Origin of the sequence: Chryseobacterium ginsenosidimutans, assembly GCF_024807225.1 — a bacterium.
GTDB classification, from domain to species: domain Bacteria; phylum Bacteroidota; class Bacteroidia; order Flavobacteriales; family Weeksellaceae; genus Chryseobacterium; species Chryseobacterium ginsenosidimutans.
Genome location: NZ_JANUCO010000001.1, coordinates 916898 through 937083 on the forward strand (window position 1 = coordinate 916898; position 20186 = coordinate 937083).

General features: G+C 33.5%; 16 protein-coding genes and 1 pseudogene. 12 read left to right on the forward strand and 5 right to left on the reverse strand.

What is annotated here, in order from left to right:
* Positions 1-56: 56 nt before the first annotated feature.
* Positions 57-1016 (forward strand): methylenetetrahydrofolate reductase [NAD(P)H], encoded by a 960-nt coding sequence (gene metF / locus J3D55_RS04510; RefSeq protein ID WP_259128495.1) that lies wholly within the window; start codon positions 57-59, stop codon positions 1014-1016.
* Between the two features lie 85 nt (positions 1017-1101).
* On the opposite strand, the gene J3D55_RS04515 is transcribed toward metF, so the two are convergent.
* On the reverse strand, positions 1102-2253 hold the full coding sequence (locus tag J3D55_RS04515) for a hypothetical protein (RefSeq protein ID WP_259128497.1): 1152 nt from the start codon (positions 2251-2253) through the stop codon (positions 1102-1104).
* A 99-nt stretch (positions 2254-2352) separates the two neighbouring features.
* On the opposite strand from J3D55_RS04515, the gene folE reads away from it, so the two are divergent.
* The 8 genes and pseudogenes from folE (at position 2353) to J3D55_RS04555 (ending at position 11964) form a co-directional block, all read left to right on the forward strand.
* Positions 2353-3021 carry a GTP cyclohydrolase I FolE gene (gene folE / locus J3D55_RS04520; protein ID WP_259128499.1) on the forward strand — a complete coding sequence of 223 codons (669 nt, stop codon included), beginning with the start codon at positions 2353-2355 and terminating at the stop codon, positions 3019-3021.
* 5 nt (positions 3022-3026) lie between these two features.
* A complete protein-coding gene (locus J3D55_RS04525; RefSeq protein ID WP_259128501.1) occupies positions 3027-3503 on the forward strand; it encodes a hypothetical protein in 477 nt (158 codons plus the stop codon).
* Between the two features lie 131 nt (positions 3504-3634).
* Positions 3635-5102 (forward strand): annotated as a pseudogene (gene cysS / locus J3D55_RS04530) (cysteine--tRNA ligase).
* 331 nt (positions 5103-5433) lie between these two features.
* The gene (locus tag J3D55_RS04535) at positions 5434-6600 is read left to right on the forward strand and encodes a T9SS type A sorting domain-containing protein (RefSeq protein WP_259128502.1); all 1167 of its coding nucleotides are present in this window, start codon (positions 5434-5436) and stop codon (positions 6598-6600) included.
* A 268-nt stretch (positions 6601-6868) separates the two neighbouring features.
* Positions 6869-9520 carry a 4-alpha-glucanotransferase gene (locus J3D55_RS04540; RefSeq protein WP_259128504.1) on the forward strand — a complete coding sequence of 884 codons (2652 nt, stop codon included), beginning with the start codon at positions 6869-6871 and terminating at the stop codon, positions 9518-9520.
* Positions 9521-9659: 139 nt separating this feature from the next.
* Entirely contained in the window at positions 9660-10685 is a 1026-nt protein-coding gene (locus J3D55_RS04545) for a hypothetical protein (RefSeq protein ID WP_259128507.1), read from the forward strand.
* 177 nt (positions 10686-10862) lie between these two features.
* The gene (locus tag J3D55_RS04550) at positions 10863-11327 is read left to right on the forward strand and encodes a hypothetical protein (RefSeq protein WP_259128509.1); all 465 of its coding nucleotides are present in this window, start codon (positions 10863-10865) and stop codon (positions 11325-11327) included.
* 127 nt (positions 11328-11454) lie between these two features.
* Positions 11455-11964, forward strand: coding sequence for a ferritin (locus J3D55_RS04555; protein WP_259128510.1), 510 nt, complete (start codon positions 11455-11457; stop codon positions 11962-11964).
* A gap of 62 nt (positions 11965-12026) precedes the next feature.
* Here the strand turns inward: J3D55_RS04555 and J3D55_RS04560 are convergent, their stop codons facing one another.
* The gene (locus tag J3D55_RS04560; protein ID WP_259128511.1) at positions 12027-15167 is read right to left on the reverse strand and encodes a UvrD-helicase domain-containing protein; all 3141 of its coding nucleotides are present in this window, start codon (positions 15165-15167) and stop codon (positions 12027-12029) included.
* Between the two features lie 182 nt (positions 15168-15349).
* On the opposite strand from J3D55_RS04560, the gene J3D55_RS04565 reads away from it, so the two are divergent.
* The 3 genes from J3D55_RS04565 (at position 15350) to J3D55_RS04575 (ending at position 17719) form a co-directional block, all read left to right on the forward strand.
* Positions 15350-16096: a carboxypeptidase-like regulatory domain-containing protein gene (locus J3D55_RS04565; protein ID WP_259128513.1), complete on the forward strand. Its 747-nt coding sequence runs from the start codon at positions 15350-15352 to the stop codon at positions 16094-16096.
* Positions 16097-16107: 11 nt separating this feature from the next.
* On the forward strand, positions 16108-16887 hold the full coding sequence (locus tag J3D55_RS04570; protein ID WP_259128515.1) for a peptidase associated/transthyretin-like domain-containing protein: 780 nt from the start codon (positions 16108-16110) through the stop codon (positions 16885-16887).
* A gap of 97 nt (positions 16888-16984) precedes the next feature.
* A complete protein-coding gene (locus J3D55_RS04575) occupies positions 16985-17719 on the forward strand; it encodes an SIMPL domain-containing protein (RefSeq protein ID WP_259128517.1) in 735 nt (244 codons plus the stop codon).
* Positions 17720-17990: 271 nt separating this feature from the next.
* Here J3D55_RS04575 and J3D55_RS04580 read toward each other — a convergent pair whose 3' ends face one another.
* The 3 genes from J3D55_RS04580 to J3D55_RS04590 are packed head-to-tail and all read right to left on the reverse strand — an operon-like array spanning position 17991 to position 19994.
* Complete coding sequence (locus J3D55_RS04580; RefSeq protein ID WP_259128518.1) at positions 17991-18503, reverse strand: GNAT family N-acetyltransferase; 513 nt, start codon at positions 18501-18503, stop codon at positions 17991-17993.
* A 2-nt stretch (positions 18504-18505) separates the two neighbouring features.
* Entirely contained in the window at positions 18506-18727 is a 222-nt protein-coding gene (locus tag J3D55_RS04585; protein ID WP_259128519.1) for a PspC family transcriptional regulator, read from the reverse strand.
* Complete coding sequence (locus J3D55_RS04590) at positions 18720-19994, reverse strand: DUF2851 family protein (protein ID WP_259128520.1); 1275 nt, start codon at positions 19992-19994, stop codon at positions 18720-18722. The genes J3D55_RS04585 and J3D55_RS04590 overlap by 8 nt, the downstream gene beginning before the upstream one ends.
* Positions 19995-20186 lie beyond the last annotated feature (192 nt).

Sequence of the window (20186 nt, forward strand, 5' to 3'; positions counted from 1 at the left end):
GGTTTTTGCCATTATGACTGTCAACTAACAACTTTCAACAATCAACAAAATATATAATGAAGATAACAGACCACATAAAAAACGCAAACGGAAAAACCTTGTTCTCCCTTGAGGTTGTTCCGCCTCAAAAGGGAATCGGGATTGAAGATTTGTATACGAATATTGATCCTTTGATGGAATTTAAACCGCCATTTATCGATGTTACGACTTCTCGAGAAGAATATATTTACATTGATAAAGGAAACGGTTTGATGGAGCGCAGAATCACAAGAATGCGCCCCGGAACATTGGGTATTTGTTCGGCAATTCAGCATAAATATAATGTAGATACTGTTCCACACTTGCTTTGCGGAGGTTTTACCAAAGAGGAAACAGAATATCTTTTGGTAGATTGTATGTATTTGGGAATTGATAATATTATGGCATTAAGAGGCGATGCAATGAAGGGGCATCAATATTTTGAAGCAACTCCGGGAGGTCATTCAAGCGCGATGGATTTGGTACATCAAGTGAATAATTTAGGAAGAGGTAAATATCTTCATAATGACGATAAAGTTTGTGATGAACCGAATAAATTCTGCATCGGTGTCGCAGGTTATCCCGAAAAGCATATGGAAGCTCCGTCTATGAATTATGATCTAAAGTGGCTAAAACAAAAAGTTGATGCAGGAGCAGATTATATCGTAACGCAAATGTTTTTTGATAATAAAAAATTCATTGAGTTTGTTACGAAAGCAAGAGAAATGGGAATTACCGTTCCGATTATTCCGGGAATTAAGCCGATTGCAACGAAGAAACATTTGAAAATTTTACCTCAGATTTTTAAAATTGATTTGCCGGAAGAATTAATCAATGAAGTGGAAAAAGCAAAAAATAACGAAGCCGTAAAACAAATCGGAGTCGAATGGGCAATCAACCAATGCAGAGAATTGCTGGATTTTGGAGTGCCTGTTTTACATTTTTACTCGATGGGTAAAAGTGATAATATTAAAAAAGTAGCCGGAGAGCTATTCTAATAAAGTAAAGTGATATTTGATTTTAAAGCCTTGTTTCAACAAGGCTTTTTTGGTTGTAGCTTTGCCGCCGCCGAAACTACCAAATCTACAACATCGGATGTCTTTCAAACTCCTTATTTCGATCAAACAAATATCTGAAAGTTGCTAACTTTCGGGTAACTTCAGTTTCAAGATGTTTGGCAAGACCAAGCATTTTAGGATTAAAATCACCAATCCATTGCATTTCAAAATCAATAAAATCGGTGTCTACCTGAAAATGTTTCGCAGCTTCTACGATGAGGTATCCTTCCACCCCTTTATTTTGCCATTCCGGAACGACTCCGAAAATTAGTCCGACAAATTTTGTGTTGATTTTTGTTGCTTTATAGTATAAAAATTTAAGCTTATCAAAGAATCCAAATTTTCCATTCAAATATTTAAACCATTGGTTAAGATCCGGAATATTTATCCACATCGCAATAGGTTTGTTATTTTCGTAGGCAAACCACGCAATATGCTCATTCATTACGGGTTTCATATTATTAAACATTTTTTTAACCTCTTTTAAATTCATCTGCTTTCCGCCGCCGTGGCTTTCCCAGGTTTTGTTGTAAAGCTCAAAAAAATCTTCTGCAAAGCGGCTGATTTCCTTTTTAGTGACAGGTTTTGCTGTGATATTTTCATTTTTAGAATGCTTCGCGTGCATAATGTTAAAAATTCTTGAAGTCGGAGCATGAGCTTTTCTGCTGAAACACAACATATCGTAATATATCTGAAAGCCATAATTTTCAAAAAGATCCTTGTAATAAGGGAAATTATAGTTCATCCCATATAAAGGCTGAGTAAAACCATCGATTAAAACGCCCCAAAACTTATCGCGTTCTCCAAAATTAATAGGTCCGTCCATTGCTTCCATGCCTTTTTCCTGAAGCCATTTTTTGCAATAATCAAAAATAAAATTGGCGGTTTCCTGATCGTTGATGCAGTCGAAAAAACCAATTCCGCCAGTCGGCTGTTTTTCCAAATATTTATGGTTGACAAAAACACCAACTTTCCCAACGGTTTTCCCTTTATTGGTGAAAAGAAAACGCTTGCATTCTCCGTGTTCAAAGAATTTATTTTTGTTAGTATCAAATACCAATTCAATATCTTTATCTAAAGGTCGGATGTAATTTTTATCGTGTTGGTAAAGTCTCGCGGGAAACTCTAAAAATTCCTTTCTTTGATTTTCATTTTGGACTTCTACAGCAATAATCATAGCATTAAATGAGAATAGAGGTTAAAAGATAATATTTTTAGTTTCAATCAAATAAATGAAAAAGATATTATCCGTATTTTTGCTGCAAATTAAATAAAAATGGTTGATTTTACGGATAACGATGATGATATTTTCACAGGGAAAGAACATACGCCTATAAGGAAAGATGCTTTTGATAAATCACCACAGGAAAAAATAGAGAAGATTACAGAACTTTTTGGAGAAATCATGGAAACGTTGGGAATGGATATGACCGATGATTCTTTGAAAGATTCTCCGAGTCGTGTTGCGAAAATGTATGTGAACGAAATTTTCGGTGGACTTCTTCCGGAAAATAAACCAGGAATTTCTACATTTTCAAATAAATATAAATACCGCCAAATGTTGGTGGAAAAAGATATTACAGTATATTCGTTCTGTGAACATCATTTTTTGCCGATTATCGGAAGAGCGCACGTTGCTTACATTTCTAACGGTGAGGTGATCGGTCTTTCAAAAATCAATAGAATTGTTGATTATTATGCGAAAAGACCTCAGGTTCAGGAAAGATTGACGATGCAGATTGTTGATGCATTAAAAGAAGCATTGGGAACAAAAGATGTCGCTTGTATCATCGATGCAAAACATCTTTGCGTAAATTGCAGAGGAATAAAAGATACTTCAAGTTCTACGATTACAGCAGAATTGAGCGGTATTTTCAGAACAAATCCTATTACAAGACAGGAATTCCTTCATTATGTGGGAAGTCATGCGAAATTGGATTATTAAGATAAATGATTAACAAAATCATAAAGAAAAATATCAGATTGCTTTCCGAAAGATATAGCCATGGAATATCTTATTTAGAAAGTATAATTGTGATAAAGAATGAAAAGAATTTTATTGAAATTTTTCCTCAGTTCAATGAAAATATTTTAGTTAAATATAATTTTGAAAAAGGAATTGATGAAGTTAAAATTCAGGATTTTGAAATTTATGATTTATTAATTAAAATTTTTCGAAGAAGAGATTTAGAAAAGGTAAATTTGAATCCCATGTCACCTTTAAATCTTGATGATCTTGAGGAAGAATTTGGAGATTTAAATAAACTTGAAGAAAAATTAATAGCTCTTATAAATTCAAAAACTGATTATTCGGATATTGGAGGAAACCGAGTGCTGACAGAGCTTTACAAAAGTATTTTAATTTTAAGAGATGACATTGGAACAGCGAAATCTAATGTAATAAATTTAAGTAATGATAAAATTTAAAAAAGTTTCAGATAAGATTTTTGTAGCCACAATTATTTGTTGTTGCTGTGAATGCTGTTGTTAAAGGATTTCGGTCTTTTAATTAGAAAAACTTTACACTAAATTTTAAAATCATTAAATCAAAATAAAAAATGCAATTAAAAATATACAACTCGCTTACTGCGGAAAAAGAAATATTTAAACCCATTTTAGAAGGAAACGTCGGAATGTACGTTTGTGGACCTACCGTTTACAGCAATGTGCATTTGGGAAATGTAAGAACTTTCCTTTCTTTCGACTTTATTTACAGAAGTTTGACGCATTTGGGTTACAAGGTAAGATATGTAAGAAATATCACCGATGCAGGTCACCTTACGGACGATGGAGACGTGAATAACGACCGTTTCGTTAAGCAAACCCGTCTTGAAAAACTAGAACCCATGGAAATCGTACAGAAATATACGGTAGATTTTCATAAAGTTCTGGATATGTTCAATTTACTGCCTCCAAACATCGAACCGACCGCAACCGGTCATATTGTTGAGCAGATTGAATTGACTCAAAAATTAATTGAAAAAGGATTCGCTTACGAAAGCAACGGTTTCTGTGTATTTCGACGTGTTGGAATACAACAGAAGAGGCTTGAATTACGGCGAATTGTCAAAAAGAAATATTGAAGAACTTTTTGCTAACACCCGCGATTTGGACGGACAAGGTGAAAAGAAAAATCCACAAGATTTTGCACTTTGGAAGAAAGCTTCTCCGGCACACATTATGAGATGGAATTCGCCGTGGGGAGAAGGTTTTCCGGGATGGCATCTTGAATGTACTGCCATGAGTACGAAATATTTAGGGGAGACTTTTGATATTCACGGAGGTGGAATGGATCTGAAATTTCCACACCACGAATGTGAAATTGCCCAAGGAAAAGCTTGCAATGATGTATCTCCGGTAAATTACTGGATGCATGCTAATATGTTGACAATGAATGCGCAACGTATGAGTAAGTCAACCGGGAATTACATTTTGCCGATGCAGTTGATGACTGGTGAAAATGATTTCTTTGAGAAACCTTTCCATCCGTCGATTGTACGTTTCTGCTTTCTGCAGGCTCATTACAGAAGTGTTTTGGATATTTCTAATGATGCGATGTTGGCAAGTGAAAAAGGTTTCATCAGATTAATGGAAGCAATTAAAGTGTTGAACTCAATTACTCCAAATGATGAAAAACAATCCGGTTTCAATCTTGAAGAGTGGAAAACTAAAGCTTATGATGCTTTAACAGACGATTTCAATTCTCCGGTTTTGATTGCGCATTTATTTGAAGCGGTAAAATACATTTTTGCTTTAAATGATGACAAAGAAACGATCTCAACTAAAGATTTAGAGGATTTAAAATCTACGTTGCATGCGTTGATTTTTGATGTTTTAGGTTTGCAAATGGTTGAGGAAAACAACAATGAAAAACTTGATCAAACATTACAGGTTTTAATTGAATTGAGAAATCAGGCAAGAAAATCGAAAAACTTCGATCTTTCAGACCAAATCCGCGATAAGCTCCTTGCAGAAGGTATTGAATTGAAAGACGGAAGAGACGGTACAACTTACGTTTTAAATTAAAATAGAGCTTCAAGCTTTTAAATATAGCTCTCGCAGACTTTACAGATTACGCAGATTTTTAAATACAATCATCTGCCAAATCCGCAAAATCTGCGAGAGTTTTTTATCATTCAAACATTCCAAATAAACCACTCACTTTGTCATTCCGTAGGAATCTAAGCAAAGTTTTAAAGATTCGTGTCTAAGATTCTTTCCAAAATGACAAACCGAAAAAAAACGACGACTTACTAGAAAAAATTTCTTTTCAAACAACTTATATTTTTGTTTTTTCAATCTAAAAATTATGTAACTTAGTCATACTAAAATGATTAAAAACTAAAATTTATATAATATGAAAAAACATTTATTCCCTTTATTTTTGCTTTTACTAGGAGCGAATGCGAATGCACAACAAGATTTTTTTGCGTTGGTCGGGAAAGATACTCCAACTATTACGTTCAATGATTTTCGTGCAATTGATGCGGTAAACGGTACTTCCGGAGAGAAAATTTTCACTGCCGATTCTTCTGTCAACGTCTTTTCACAAACGAGAAACGGCTCGGTAACTGAGGATAAAAATGCATACAATAATTCTCAGGCGGTGAATATGGCGACGTTGGCTTATGATTCTTCCAATAACAATCTTGTTTACATGCCGATGTTTTCTTCGAATATCTATGTTTTAAATGCAAAAACAAAAGAAATCACTTTGGTAGAAAACAGCGTTGCGAGAGTAACTTCATGCGACATCAATTCTCATATCACAAGAATGACAACGGGCTACGACGGAAATATTTATGCCATTAATAACGCAGGAACTCAGTTCTTACAAATCAGCAGAAAAGGAAATCAATATGTTGTCAATGACCTTGGAATCATTAAAGATGACGCCTCCAACGGAAAAAATTCTTTTACAATTATCGAAACCGGTTTTGGTGGTGATATGATTGCTGATGCAGAAAATAATTTCTACGTTTTTTCGGCTGCAGGAAATGTTTTTAAGATCTCAGTGAAAGAATTAAAAGCAAAATTTATCGGAAAAATTTCCGGAATTCCTGAAAATTATTCGGTAAACGGTTCTGCAGTGAATGCAAAAGGAAAAGTAGTCATTGCAAGTGCAAAAGGCGCTCCTTTATACGAAGTCGATTTGAATACTTTACAGGCAAAACAAATCGCTGGTGAACAAAATTTACATATTTATGACTTAGCGAGTAAATATTTCGCCAATGATAAAGGAATTTCAAATAACGTTTTTGCTAATCTAGATATTTATCCAACCCGTGTTGAAGATCATGTTATCAACATAAATGTGAATGATAAAGCCGTAAAAGGAAATATTAAAATGAATGTTTTCGACTTATCTGGCAAAAATGTAATGAAGCAAAACTTATCTGTAAAAGAGGGTTCTTTGAATCAGCAGGTTTATCTTAAAAATCTGGTGACAGGAGCTTATCTTGTAAATATTACCGATGAATCAGGAAAGATATTATTAAACAAGAAAATTCTGGTATCAGAATAATCTTTAAATAATTTTTATTATCCGTAATTTAATAAAGTTTGTGAACTTTGCTGAGTAGAACGCCTTTGCGAACCTTAAAAGCATTGAGTAGTTTAAAAATATTTGCGCGCTTCGCGTTTAAAAAAATAGTATTAAAAACGATTATTTAACAATAAACTTTAAAAATTAAAACCTTTTCAAGCATTTTGAGAAGGTTTTTTAATGAATATTTGATATTCAATAAATTTCTTTTTTCAGGATTAAAATGTATTTTTATAAAAAAATATAAATGAAGCTATACTTTAATGTAAGTTACAGCGTAAAAGTTGGTGAAAGATTACAATTGATGATCAACGATGAAGTTGCTGTTTCCCAGACTCATACTATGTTTTATGCAGAAAACGGTTTGTGGAAATGCGAAGTTGACTATTTTTCGAAATCGGTTTCTTACCAATATCAGCTTGTGGACGAAAAAGGAAATGTTTTAAGAGAAGAATTTGTCTCGCATTCCCTTAATTTTCCTCATAACTATAAGGAATTTGTGATTTTCGATGAGTGGAATAATAAGAATTTCCCTGAAAATTATTTAAATAATAAAATACTTCACAACAAACTGAATCACTTCTCTTCCGAAAAAAAAGCGGTGCTGAAAAAGCATACTCATTTATTCAGAATTGAAGCCCCGATTTACAACCCAAACTGGAAAATGGTGATGTTTGGAAGTCCGGCTTCTTTGGGCAGTTGGAATTCTGAAAAAGCAGTTCATCTCTCTCAGACAGATTTCGGAATTTGGGAAGCATCGGTTGAAATTCCGGAAGATGAATTTATTCAGTATAAATATTGCCTTTATGATATAGAAACGGAAAAAATAATTGACGTAGAAACCGGCGAAAACAGATTTGCTTTGCCGAATCAGTCGAAAGATGTTCTGCAGATTGTTTCCAATCATTATTTTAAATTTAAGCTGTATCAGTTGTATCACGATGCAGGAGTTGCCGTTCCCGTATTTTCATTGAGAAGTGAGAACGGATTTGGGGTTGGAGAATTTTCTGACCTAAAAAAACTGGCAGACTGGACGAAAGAAACCAATCTCGGCATTATCCAGATGCTTCCGATTAATGATACAACCGCCAATTATTCGTGGACGGATTCTTATCCTTACGCCGCCGTTTCTGTCTACGCGCTGCATCCGCAATATATTTCTCTGGAAAATCTTGATTTTAAATTACCGAAAGATTTAATTGAAGAATTTCAGACTGAAAAATTAGAATTAAATTCATTAGAGTTAATCGATTACGAAAAAATGATTTTCTCAAAATGGAAATATCTGAAAGCGATTTTTAATGCGGATAAAGAAAAGATTTATAAAGACAGAAATTTCAAGAAATTTATAAAAGATAACGAATCGTGGTTGCTTCCGTATTCAGCGTTTTGTGTTTTAAGAGATAAATACAAAACCCCGAATTTCAACGAATGGAAAACCCATAAAAAATATATTGCAGGAAAAATTGCACCGTTTTTTACTCCAAAAAGTAAAGATTATGATGCTGCGATGCTTCACGCTTGGGTACAATATCAGCTTCACAAACAGTTAAAAGAGGCAGTTGATTATACTCATAGTTTGGGTGTTTCCGTGAAAGGTGATTTGCCGATTGGGATTTACAGACATTCCGTTGAAGCATGGACGGAACCTGAGCTTTTTGGTATGGATTTTCAAGCAGGAGCTCCGCCTGATCAGTTTACAGAATTGGGGCAAAACTGGGAATTCCCAACGTATAATTGGGAAGCCATGAAAGCCGACGATTATAAGTGGTGGAAAAACAGATTCAAAGCATTGGAGCAGTATTTTGATGCAATGCGAATCGACCATATTTTAGGGTTTTTCAGAATCTGGAGAATGCCGATTTCGGCTACACAAGGGATTTTAGGGTATTTTTATCCTGCAGTTCCGATTACTTTGGAAGAATTCGGAGCTTGGCATATTCCGTTTAATTTTGACAGATATTGCAAGCCGTTTATCAACGATCAGATTCTTCAGAAATATTTTGGTGAAAACATCGAAAAAGCACTTGAATTTATCGATGATAATCAGGACGGTACGTATTCATTTAAAGAAGAATTTAATACACAGAGAAAATTATCAGACTTTTTTAAGAAAAATCCGGACAGTGCGGTTGAAGAGCAATTGATTTCACTTTGCGCCAATGTTTTATTTTTAATTGAAGAAAGAAACGGGCAGCTTGTTTATCATCCGAGATTTAATGTTTATCATACAGATTCTTACAAATATTTATCCGACTGGGAGAGAAAATCGATCTACGACTTGTATCACGACTATTTCTTTAAAAGACAAGATCATCTTTGGTACGAAAAAGCGATGGAAAAACTTCCGGTGATTTTAAATGCTACCAAGATGTTGATTTGTGGAGAAGATCTAGGAATGGTTCCGGATTGTGTGCCTGTTGTGATGGATGAATTGGCGATTATTGCTTTAAAAGTTCAAAGAATGCCTTCAGATAATATTCCTTTTTATAACCCTAAAAAAGCGAGTTATTTGAATGTTGTGACGGCTTCATCTCATGACAGTTCAACGTTGAGACAGTGGTGGAAGGAAGATCCGGCTTTAACGCAGAAATATTTTAATCAACAGTTAATTCAATACGGAAAAGCACCTGAAGAGCTGGATTCTAATCTGGCGGAAATTATTATGAAACAACATCTTTACAACGATGCGATGTTAGCAATTTTCCCGATTCAGGAGTTTTTTGCGACCGATAAAGAGCTTACTAATCCTAATGTGGATAATGAAAGGATCAATAATCCGGCAATTTTCCCGTATTATTGGAGATACAGAATGCATTTGAATTTAGAAGATTTAATAACGAAGAAAAGCTTTAACCAAAAAATTGCAAATTGGGTAAAAGATAGCGGAAGATTGTAAATTTAACATTTGATTATCAATTGGTTAATAATAAATAGAAAGAAGTTTTATCAAATGATTTAACTTCTTTTTTTTATTTATATCCAAAAGATAGAATAAAGATATTCTACTATATATTAACCAATTAACGACTATAAAAATGAAAAAAATATTAATCGGTTTTGCTTTGAGTGTGGCAACCTTGTCATTCGCTCAGCAGTATCCAAATAACGGATACGACGGAAATGATGACGGATATTATCAGAATGATGAATCTTACAGCGATCAGGACGATCAAAATTATTTCCCGGAAGATTATTACTACAATTATCCTCAGGATTATTATCAGAATGACTACTATCAAAGCAATTATAATGACTACAGGAACAGCGTTGTAAGCATCAATTGGAATGTATTCTTTGCCCAAAACAGATTAAATCAATGGCAAGTTGACCAGATTTTAAGATTAAACAATCTGTACGTAAGTTTCTCCACTTGGAATAATTTCTACAGATACAATCCCGACAGATGGTACTACGACAGATTCTACGCATTGCAAAGAATTATGGGATCGAGAGTTTTTGTGACTTTCCAAAACAGTTATTACAGAGGATACAGTCCGGTGGTTTATTTCCAGAATTACAGAAGAACGCATTATGCTTCGATCTGCAGACCGATACCTCGTTACAGAAGCGTAAACATCAATATTTACAGAGTTGACAGAGCGAAGTTTCGTAGAAATGATAATCCGACTTTCAATATTGTGAGAAGTCAGAGACCCAACAACGGATTCCGAGGAGGAGTAAGAGATGGTAATAATGGTGGTTTCCGTAATCAGGCTGAAAACAGAAATAACAACAACAATTCAGGTTTCAGAAATGATAATAACGGAGTAAGAAACAACGGTGGTTTTAGAGGAAGCAGCGATAATGGAGGCGTGAGAAACAATGGAGGTTTCAGAACTGAAAGAGCCGAGAATACAAACAACGGAGGTGTAAGAAATGGTGGCGGTTTCCGTGGAGGAAGTGAAGTAAGAAGAGAAGAAGCCCCGAGAAGAGAAAATAATGGCGGAGGTTTCAGAAATGAAGGCGGTTCCAGAAGAAGCGAAAATTCTGCTCCAAGACAGCAAAATAATAAAGGCGGGGAAAGAAGCGGAGGTTTCCGAACCGGATTTGCAAAGAATTAATTTTCATATATTATATTTAAGTGGTGTGAGAGCAGGTTTTAGGATCTGCTCTTTTTTTATTTTTATGATTAAATATTTAGTATTAAAATTTAACATTATTTATGAATATTCTCTTTTAACTTTTGTTTTAACTAATAATCAAAAAGATGTATAACAATTAATTAAAGATTTAAAAACATGAAAAAATTATTTTTTGCAATAACAATGATCGCATTTGGAAGTTTAGCAATGGCTCAACAGACCACTACAACTCCGCAAGACAAACAGGCTAGAAGAGCAGAAATGCAACAGAAGTTCCAACAGAAAGAACAGGAACATTTGGCTCAGATGCAGAAAGATTTAAACTTAAATCAAGGTCAGGTTGATAAAATTAAGGCTCTTCAAGACCAAAGAAAAGCTGAAATGAAAGCTGAGTTTGATAAAAATAAAGATCAGAGACAAGCGAAAATGGAACAGATGAAGGCGAAAAGAGCGCAGATGGATGCAGACATGAAGCAGATTTTAACTCCTCAACAGTATGACAAATGGCAAGCGGACAGAAAAGCAAAAATGGAAGAGAGAAAAGTAGCGATGAAGGAAAGAGGAATGAAAGGTGGGAAAATGCATAAGCCAATGAATACGGCAACTCCGGATGCTAATTAAGAGCTTATAATTTTGATTTTTTAATGTGTTAAAGGATGGGATTTTTTCCGTCCTTTTTCATTAAATTTTATTAAAACTTTTGATTTCGGACATTTATTCCCTAATTTTGACTATAAATTTATTACTTATGATTAGCGAGAAAATTGCAACATTAATTAACGAACAAATAGCTAACGAACAATACGCTGCACAATATTATCTTTCAATGTCTGCTTGGTTTTCTAGCAAAGATCTTGACGGAATTGCGAATTATTTCAGAGTTCAGAGTAAAGAAGAATTAATGCACGCTGACAAAATGTTTGATTATTTGAATGATGTGGGAGGAGAAATCATCATAGGAGAAATTGCAAAACCGCCTCACCAGTTTGAAAACGCAATAGATATTTTCCAGAAAGCATTAGATCACGAAAGAATAGTGACGAAAAGTATCTTCAACATTGTGAAAAATGCTAATGACGAGGGAGATTTTGCAACAACTTCTTTCCTACAGTGGTTCATCAACGAGCAAGTGGAAGAGGAAGCAAGCGCGTCTCAATTGGTTACTAAAATTAAAATGGTAAGCGATAATCCGTCTGCTGTATATCTTTTTGACCAGGAATTGGCACAGAGAATTTTTGTAGCTGATCCTACCGCTTAATTTGAATTAATTATCAGGAATATAAAGTTTCGGCGGCATTGAAGATGCCGCCGAAATTTTTTTTATAGATAGATCAGCTGCGTCTTCAAAACCTTTCTCCCCAAACTCTCCAGAATCCGCTTATAATTCTCAATTTGCTGATCATTCTTTTCGGTTTCTTCTCCGGTTTTAAAATCGACAATAATATAACCTTCATCACCTTTCAGAATTCGGTCGGGACGATACATTCTGCTTTCTCCATTTTCCGAAATCATAATGTCTTTTTCATTTAGAACTTCCCATTTTTTATCAAAAAACTCGGAATGAAGTTTAATAATCTTTTCTAAAGTTTCTTGAATCTCGCTTTTTTCTTCAATCGTAATTTGTCCGTCCAGAACATAGCTTTCCAATACTTTTGAAATATCTTTTGAAGTATTGATTTTCGATAGCAATTCATGGACGAAAAGTCCTATTCTCACTTTTTCGATTCTTACCTGATAGTTTTTCGAAGGCGTTGCAATTTTGATCGAAGTATTTTTTTCGTTTACGTTTTTCAGATTTTGAATATCTCTCGTTTCAAAGTGTGAAGTTTTATCTTTCGAATGTTTTTTCAACATTTCAGGATTGATTTCATACAGATCAAATTCATCAAGATTTTCCGTGTTTTTAGATTGAATAAATTCTAATAACTCAAGATTATTCGATGTTTTATTTGCTTTTTGAATATAAAAAAACAGTTGTTCAACAGGTCGCGTCGTCGCAACATATTGCAGACATAATCTGTCGACAAAGTTTTTATAAGAATTTTGTTGGTTGAATTTCTGAATTTCTTCGTCGTAAACTTCCAAATTTTTATTAAACTGATTAATGTTTACAGATTTCAAAGCGTTGTCATTCGTTGTATCAAACCAATTTGTAAATTCTGCGTCACGATTTTTATTAATCATCGGAATAAAAACAATCGGGAATTCCAACCCTTTTGCTTTATGAATCGTCATGATTTGAATCGCATCAATGTTTTCAGAAGCCTGAATCGTGTAAGTTGAAGCTTCTTCATCCCAATATTTCAAAAATTCTTTCGTACTCGCACCGGCGTTTTGCGTAAAGTTGAAAAGCATTTCCAGAAAGTTGAGAAGGAAATCCGTTTCTTTATTTTCAACCGAAAACTCGTTAATATAAAATTCTACAAAATTGTATAAATTAAATCTAGGGAAATTCTCCTGTTTCAGTTGTAAAGAATATTTCTGCTGAATAAACTGTAAAATTTCTTCATGAGTTTCAATCTCCAGAATTTTCGTCATTTCCAGCGTAAAATCCGTCATATTCACTCTTCCCAATTTGTTCAGATAATACATCATCATGATCAGATTAGGCTTATTTTTCGGATTCGTTTCCCATTTCAGAAACTCAATAACCGCTTTTAAAGTATTGGATAATTCCAGCGTAAGACCTTTATCGGAAATGGTTTTGATATTCGTTTCTTCCCCCTTATAATTGACTTTCAGATTTCCCAATTTTTGAGAATAGCTGAAAATATCAAAATTTCCACGGCAAAGAATCGTGATATCAGAAAATTTAAAACCATTATTCAGACTTTCCTGAATGTCTTTCTGCATTCTTTCTGAAGTATCGTTGTAAAAATCTTCGTTGGTTAAGTTTTCAAGAAGATTTATTTTTACCCGACCTTCAATTGATGATTTGGGGTTTTGTTCGGCATCTGCTCCGAAAATATTTGCATGTTCTTCCGCCAATTCCCGTGAATGAAATTCGTACAATTCATTATTAAACTGAACAATATTCTTTGCACTTCGCCAATTGTCTTTTAAAACGAGAAGCTCGGCTTGTTTTGGGGAAAATTCTTTTTTGTTGATAATGTCCAACATCAGTTTACTTTCTCCACCACGGAATCGGTAAATACTCTGTTTCGGATCTCCAACCAGCGTAAATGAAGTGTTTTCCGTAGAAACAGAATGATCTCTCAACGGAACAAAATTCTGCCACTGAAGCTCAGAAGTATCCTGAAATTCATCAAAGAAATAATGCTGAAACTGCGAACCTACTTTTTCGTAAATAAATGCTGAAGGCTCATTTTTAAGATTTTCGTTAATTAAAATATTAAATTTTGAAAGCAAAACCAAGTCATTTTCTTCCTCTATTTTTTTCAATTCATCCTGAATATCTTTATTTACTTTCAGAGGAAGAAGTGCCGATAAAATTTTCTCTTTTTTCTGCGTTTCGATGAATAAGAGAATCAATTTAATTCTGTTTTCCAACAATTGATCCAGAATTTCCAAGATGTCTGTTTCTCTGTTTTTGGATTTTGTAGCAGAACCTTTTTGATAATTGGTTAATGCCGTTTCTTCATTGGTTGGGAAAGGAAAAGTGGCTCTTTCTTTTTTATAAAATCGTATGATTTCGTTAAAGAAAAGTCCAAGACCATTTTTTTTACCACCTGAAAAATCTTCAATTTCAATATTTCGAGATTGGAATAATTGAATTGAATTTGTGGCAAGTTCAACGGCTTGTTTTTTATTCAATGCAATCTCTTTTCGGAGTGTATTTTTTATGTTTTCATAATTCGTGTTATCGAAATCTTTGTTGTTTTTAAGATGTTCATAATGAATGTCTTTCACAAATTCTTTCGCCGAATCGTAAAGATTTTTATTTAAATTAATTCTCTCGTTATTTTCAAGACTGTAATCCACATAATCCATGAAAGAATTAGAAATAACATCGTTTTCTCCAATTTGGTCAAGCATTTTATCAACCGCTTCAATTAAAAAGGGTTCTGCTTCAATTTCAAGATTAAAATTTTTCGCTAAACCCAATTCATAAGAAAAACTTCTTACCAATCGCGAGTTAAAACGGTCAATCGTTCCGATATTTAAGGTAGAATAATTATGAAGAACATAATCCAGCATTTTTTTTGAACGGTGATGAAGCTCATCAATAGTAATTTTCAAGCCTTCTTGTTCAAATGCTTTCTGAATGTTTTTTAAATCTCCGTTTTCAGCAAAATTATCTTTAGAAAAATTTCCCAGCCACGACAAAATTCTTTCTTTCATCTCATTGGCAGCTTTATTGGTAAAAGTAAGCGCCAGAATATTCCTTATGGATTGCTGTTGATTAGGATATCGAAGACAGATCATCAAAAGCCGCTGAACAAGGGCATACGTTTTCCCCGAACCTGCTGAAGCATTGATAACTGTGTAAGAGTTTTGCATTTTTTGAGTAGAATTGAGAGTGCAAGTTAATTAAATTTTGAGTCAAATTTTAACAATTTTCAAGTGCTATTTAACAGTTTTCTAATTAAAAGTCTAAAAGAAATCCCAAAACACGTTAACTGTGGTTAAACTTGCCGTAATATTTAAAAATAACTTTAGTTTTGCTTTATAAAAAATAACCTGTGAAATTTAAACTATACTTTTTCTTTTCTTTCATACTCTTCATCAATATTCATGCTCAGGATTATATTTTCGGGAAGGTTACTTCGGAAGATAATGCTGAAATACCGGATGTAACGGTCATCAATATAAGAACCGATGAAAGAGTGGGAACCAATCGCGATGGGCATTTCATGATTTCCGGAAGAGCAGGCGATGAACTTCGTTTTGTGAGAAACGGCTATGAACGTGCTAACCAAAAGGTTACAAAAGAAAATATTGGCGCTCCGATTAATGTAACTTTAACCAGAGCAGCAACTTTGATTGCCGAAGTTGAAATCAAAAAAGGAATTACGGGAGACATTACAATCGATAGCAAAAATCTGAACGAGCCGAAAAAAGTTCAAAAACTAAAAAGTGATCTTGCTCTTTATATGTCTCAAAAATCTGATCCTAGAGTTTTGGCAGCAAGACCGGGAGAATTTGTGCAACCGAAAGGACAAGGTTTTTCTATCGGAAAAGTGAAAAACAAATGGGATGATTTGGATTTTGCGAATTATCTTACATATGCTTTAGGAGAGAAATATTTTACTGATTTAAAGATCGACAGATCGTTGATGCAACATTTTATTTATTATGTTCTTGCAGGCGGTTTTGAAAGAAAAAATATTCTCAAATACGGATTTTGCAGTGATGCAGATTTAATGAGATTTCAAAGGGCTGTTTTAATAAGAGTTTCCTCCTACAGAGCTCCGCAAACTCAAAGATAATATCACTTTAAATGATGAAGTCAAGATTGTTAATTATTCTTCTTTTTCTATTTGTGAATGTATTTTCGCAACAGAAAATCATGGGGAAAATTATTGATGAAGACGGCATCAGTTTGCCCGCCGTGACGGTAATTAACGTAACGACAGATACAAAAACATATACTGCCAATGATGGTACTTTTTCGATTGACGTATCTCCAACTGATGAAATCCGGTTTATAAGAAGTGGTTTTGAAAGAGCTTCGATGAAAGCCAGTTACGGAATCAATAAAGAATTAAATATTACGCTGATAAGAGTGGCACAGGAAATTGAAGAAGTGAAAGTTGCTAACATCACCGGAGATATTACAAAAGATTCTAAAGCTGTTGCCAAAATAGATAAAGGTAAAATTGTTGAAGATGCAGTAGGAATTCCGCAGCCTGTCGGGAAAATGAGAGAAAAACCTGCGGAAGTGAAAGAGGTTTTGCTCCCGATAATTTTGGGACAATTGAATATTCAGGGAATGTATGATCTGATAAGCGGTGATGCAAGAAGAATGAAAAGGCAATATCGATACGACGATTTGCAGGAAGATATTTTGTGGATCAGAGATAGAGTAGAAGATGAATATTTTACGAAAGAAGGGATTCCTAAGGAAAGAATTTCAGAGTTTATAGAATTTTCTTTTGTCAATAAACCACAAACAAGATCTTTTGTAAGAGCCAAAAATTTAACCGGAGCTTTGTCGAGAATGGATGAAGCAATTCCTATTTTTGTTAAAAGAATAAAGGAAAGTAAATCTTCTCAATAAATGTTAAGAAAATCTTAAAATTTGGAATGAGAATTGATATAATGATTTCACTGATTAAGAATCGAAATTATTATAACAAACAAATTCACAAAGTTTTATGAACAAAAGTATTATGGCGATTGCCATTGCAGCATTGGGTTTCATTATCGGTCTCGGACTTCTTGGAAACGCCATTAAAAACAGAAATAAATCTGAAAATACCATTTCTGTCACAGGTTTGGGAAGCAAACAATTTGTCTCTGATCTCATTACCTGGTCGGGAAGTTTTTCTAAAAACGATTTTGATTTGAAATCGGCTTACGATGGATTGGCTTTAGACCGAAAAGCGATCAACGATTATTTATTATCAAAAGGAGTGAAGCAAAACGAGATCGTTTTTTCTTCGGTTGACATTCAGAAACAGTTCAAGAATTATACGGATTCCAACGGGAATAATGTTCAAAACGAATTCACGGGATACAACCTTACCCAAACAGTTTCTATTGAAAGTAAAGAAGTCGCAAAAATTGAAAATCTTTCAAGAAATATTACAGAAATTATCAACCGCGGAATAGAATTTACATCCTCTTCTCCAAGCTATTTTTACACTAAATTAGCTACAGTAAAGCAAGAAATGATTGCTTCCGCCACAAAAGATGCCAAAGAACGTGCTGAAAAAATCGCCGAAAACTCAGGAAGCAGTTTAGGAAATCTGAAAAAAGCTACAATGGGTGTTATTCAGATTACCGCGCCGAATTCTAACGAAGATTATTCTTACGGCGGAACTTTCAATACGGCTTCGAAAGATAAAGAAGCAAGTATTACGATTAAGCTGGAATATGAAGTGAACTAAAATTCTTTCTCCCACAGATTTCACGGATTTACACAGATGATTGCGCATAATTTTTTAATTAAAAATATAATACAACATAAACATCTGTGTAAATCTGTGAGATCTGCGGGAAAACAAAAAATTGGAGTGTATATCAAGCCTTGTCAAGGTTTAAACCTTGACAAGGTTCCTTGAAAAGAAAGAACTAGCAAGAAACATCTGTGCAAATCAGTGAAATCTGTGGGAAAACTAAAATAAAAAATTCGAAGCATAGTAACTTCGGATTTATATTTTAATGATAAACAATATCGTAAATTTCATCTTTCACTTCCTCCAGATTTTCAGGAGAATAATTCGCTAATAACCATAGATTTAAAGGCTTTTTTCCTTCTCCGTAACTTGGCTGCACATACATTTCATCAATCAGGTTGAAGCCATTTCTCTGATAAAAAGAATACCGTCTTTTGGCATCGTCTCCCAAATGTTCAGGCTCAATTTCCAAAATAAGTCGAGAGTAATTTTCAAATAAATATCCTGTAATATTCGAACCAAATTTCTGACTTCTAAACTCTGGAAAAACCTCAAAATGTTCTACAAAAGTATAATTGCTCAGTTCCCAAATGATAAGATAGCCGATATTTTTTGCTTCATGCAGAACGGAGATTATTTTCACTTTCGGATTTGAAAAAAGTGTTACCAATTTGTTCCAATCTCTTCTTTCGTCTTCGGGAAAAGTAGAACAATAAGAGTCGAAAATTTCCTGAACTCTGTAATCTTCAGGAGAAGTAATTTGTAAAAATTCCATGATTATAGGTCAAAAACGTTGGGTCTTCGGGTGATGAACATATCTTTGATCCACAAGGTAAAAGCCAGTCCAAGATAGATTAAAAAGAAAAAACCAGCCGTCGCAAAAGTAGAATAAATGAAAAATATTCTCAGTTTAGAAACCGGAATTCCAAGTTTTGCGCCTGTTCTCGTAAGAACGCCAAACCATTCTCTTTCCATTTTGTGACGAATATTATTAAACATCTGACGATTCTTTTAAAAGTTTAAATCCAATACCGCAATTTAAGCAATTTTTTTCTTCACATGAATTTTTAAAATGATAAATCAGACTCTGACTTTCCAAAGCAGTTTTGAATTTCAATCCTAATTTTTTCCAGTCATCAATAACTGAATTTTTTTCTGCCGGAATATTTCTATAAAAGTTTAAAATTTCATCAGCAATTTCTTCGTTATGATATTTGTGATAGGTATATTTTAAAGGTAAAATGGTATTTAAAATAATTAATTCAATAAAATCTTTACTTAAAATTTTCGGTTGATCGATCTTTGAAATTTTCCCGAAATTAAAGTGATGATCCCAATATTCAGAAGCTTTTACATTTTTAAAAATCTCAAATAATTCTTCTGAATTTTTACTATTAATAATTTTTGAAAACAAGCTTTGATGTTGATGATAAAGATTTGCTAATTGTGACAATCTGATGGTAGGGAAATTCGGAGGTCTTAATCGTAAAAATTTCGGACGGATTATTACATCTGAAATATTGAATTTAGCTTTCATAAAATCAAATTCGCGTTTCCAGATTTCCATTTGTTCGTCTTGAGGATTTTCCAGCCAGCCTGAAATTCCAAAGAATAATGCTTCTAAGTGAGTTTCATTTTGCCGGATTTTATTGATGGTATTAAAATCGATACTTTCTGCAATTTGTTTAAAAATAAAGGCATTCACTTTTAATCCAAAAGAATAGGCAAGGCTGTGAAACAAAACGGCTTCAAAATTATTTTTAAATTGTTCTAAGCTTTTCTCAAGTTCCAAAGATTTTTCCTCTAATTTTTTCAATACATTTTCTTCATGAAAATTGATCGGGATTTTATTGGGATTAAAAATATTTTCACACGGAATAAATTGATTTCCACTGATTAGCTTTTCGTATTTCCAGAGAATATTTTCATCGATGTGAGTCCTCAATTCAAGGGTTGGAATATTTTTATTTTTAAGCTCATCAATCTCAATATCATTTTGAAAAACAACATGAAGAATAATATTTTGATAATTCGGATCTTGAGAATGATTGTGAAAAATCCAGTCGGAAGATTTTATATGAAGTTCAATATTTCCTGCAAAAGTAATGTTGTTGATTTTAATTTTTGCCGTCAAAAAATCCGGACCCGAATTGGTGTTCCATTTTCCAAAATCTATTATTTCAACAGAATTTCCTTCAAGATCTTTGAAGTCGAAATGCTTGAAAACTTTGTAGTTCCAGAGATATTGTAATAGTTTTTCCGTCATAGATGTTGATATAAATATATAATAAAAACGGGTTTATTTTATTTAAAATTTTAAAAATCAATTCAATACGGGAAATTATTCATTGAAAAATGGAATTGTATTAATACTTTTAATAAAGACAGAAATTTAACTTAATAAAATATTAGATTCTTGAGGTTTAAAATTTAGTTCATTATCAAGAATAAAAAAAAG

Coding starts and splice junctions, on each gene's coding strand:
- metF (WP_259128495.1), top strand. CDS start 57: ATGAAGATAACAGACCACATAAAAAACGCAAACGGAAAAACCTTGTTC.
- J3D55_RS04515 (WP_259128497.1), bottom strand. CDS start 2,253: ATGATTATTGCTGTAGAAGTCCAAAATGAAAATCAAAGAAAGGAATTT.
- folE (WP_259128499.1), top strand. CDS start 2,353: ATGGTTGATTTTACGGATAACGATGATGATATTTTCACAGGGAAAGAA.
- J3D55_RS04525 (WP_259128501.1), top strand. CDS start 3,027: ATGATTAACAAAATCATAAAGAAAAATATCAGATTGCTTTCCGAAAGA.
- J3D55_RS04535 (WP_259128502.1), top strand. CDS start 5,434: ATGAAAAAACATTTATTCCCTTTATTTTTGCTTTTACTAGGAGCGAAT.
- J3D55_RS04540 (WP_259128504.1), top strand. CDS start 6,869: ATGAAGCTATACTTTAATGTAAGTTACAGCGTAAAAGTTGGTGAAAGA.
- J3D55_RS04545 (WP_259128507.1), top strand. CDS start 9,660: ATGAAAAAAATATTAATCGGTTTTGCTTTGAGTGTGGCAACCTTGTCA.
- J3D55_RS04550 (WP_259128509.1), top strand. CDS start 10,863: ATGAAAAAATTATTTTTTGCAATAACAATGATCGCATTTGGAAGTTTA.
- J3D55_RS04555 (WP_259128510.1), top strand. CDS start 11,455: ATGATTAGCGAGAAAATTGCAACATTAATTAACGAACAAATAGCTAAC.
- J3D55_RS04560 (WP_259128511.1), bottom strand. CDS start 15,167: ATGCAAAACTCTTACACAGTTATCAATGCTTCAGCAGGTTCGGGGAAA.
- J3D55_RS04570 (WP_259128515.1), top strand. CDS start 16,108: ATGATGAAGTCAAGATTGTTAATTATTCTTCTTTTTCTATTTGTGAAT.
- J3D55_RS04575 (WP_259128517.1), top strand. CDS start 16,985: ATGAACAAAAGTATTATGGCGATTGCCATTGCAGCATTGGGTTTCATT.
- J3D55_RS04580 (WP_259128518.1), bottom strand. CDS start 18,503: ATGGAATTTTTACAAATTACTTCTCCTGAAGATTACAGAGTTCAGGAA.
- J3D55_RS04585 (WP_259128519.1), bottom strand. CDS start 18,727: ATGTTTAATAATATTCGTCACAAAATGGAAAGAGAATGGTTTGGCGTT.
- J3D55_RS04590 (WP_259128520.1), bottom strand. CDS start 19,994: ATGACGGAAAAACTATTACAATATCTCTGGAACTACAAAGTTTTCAAG.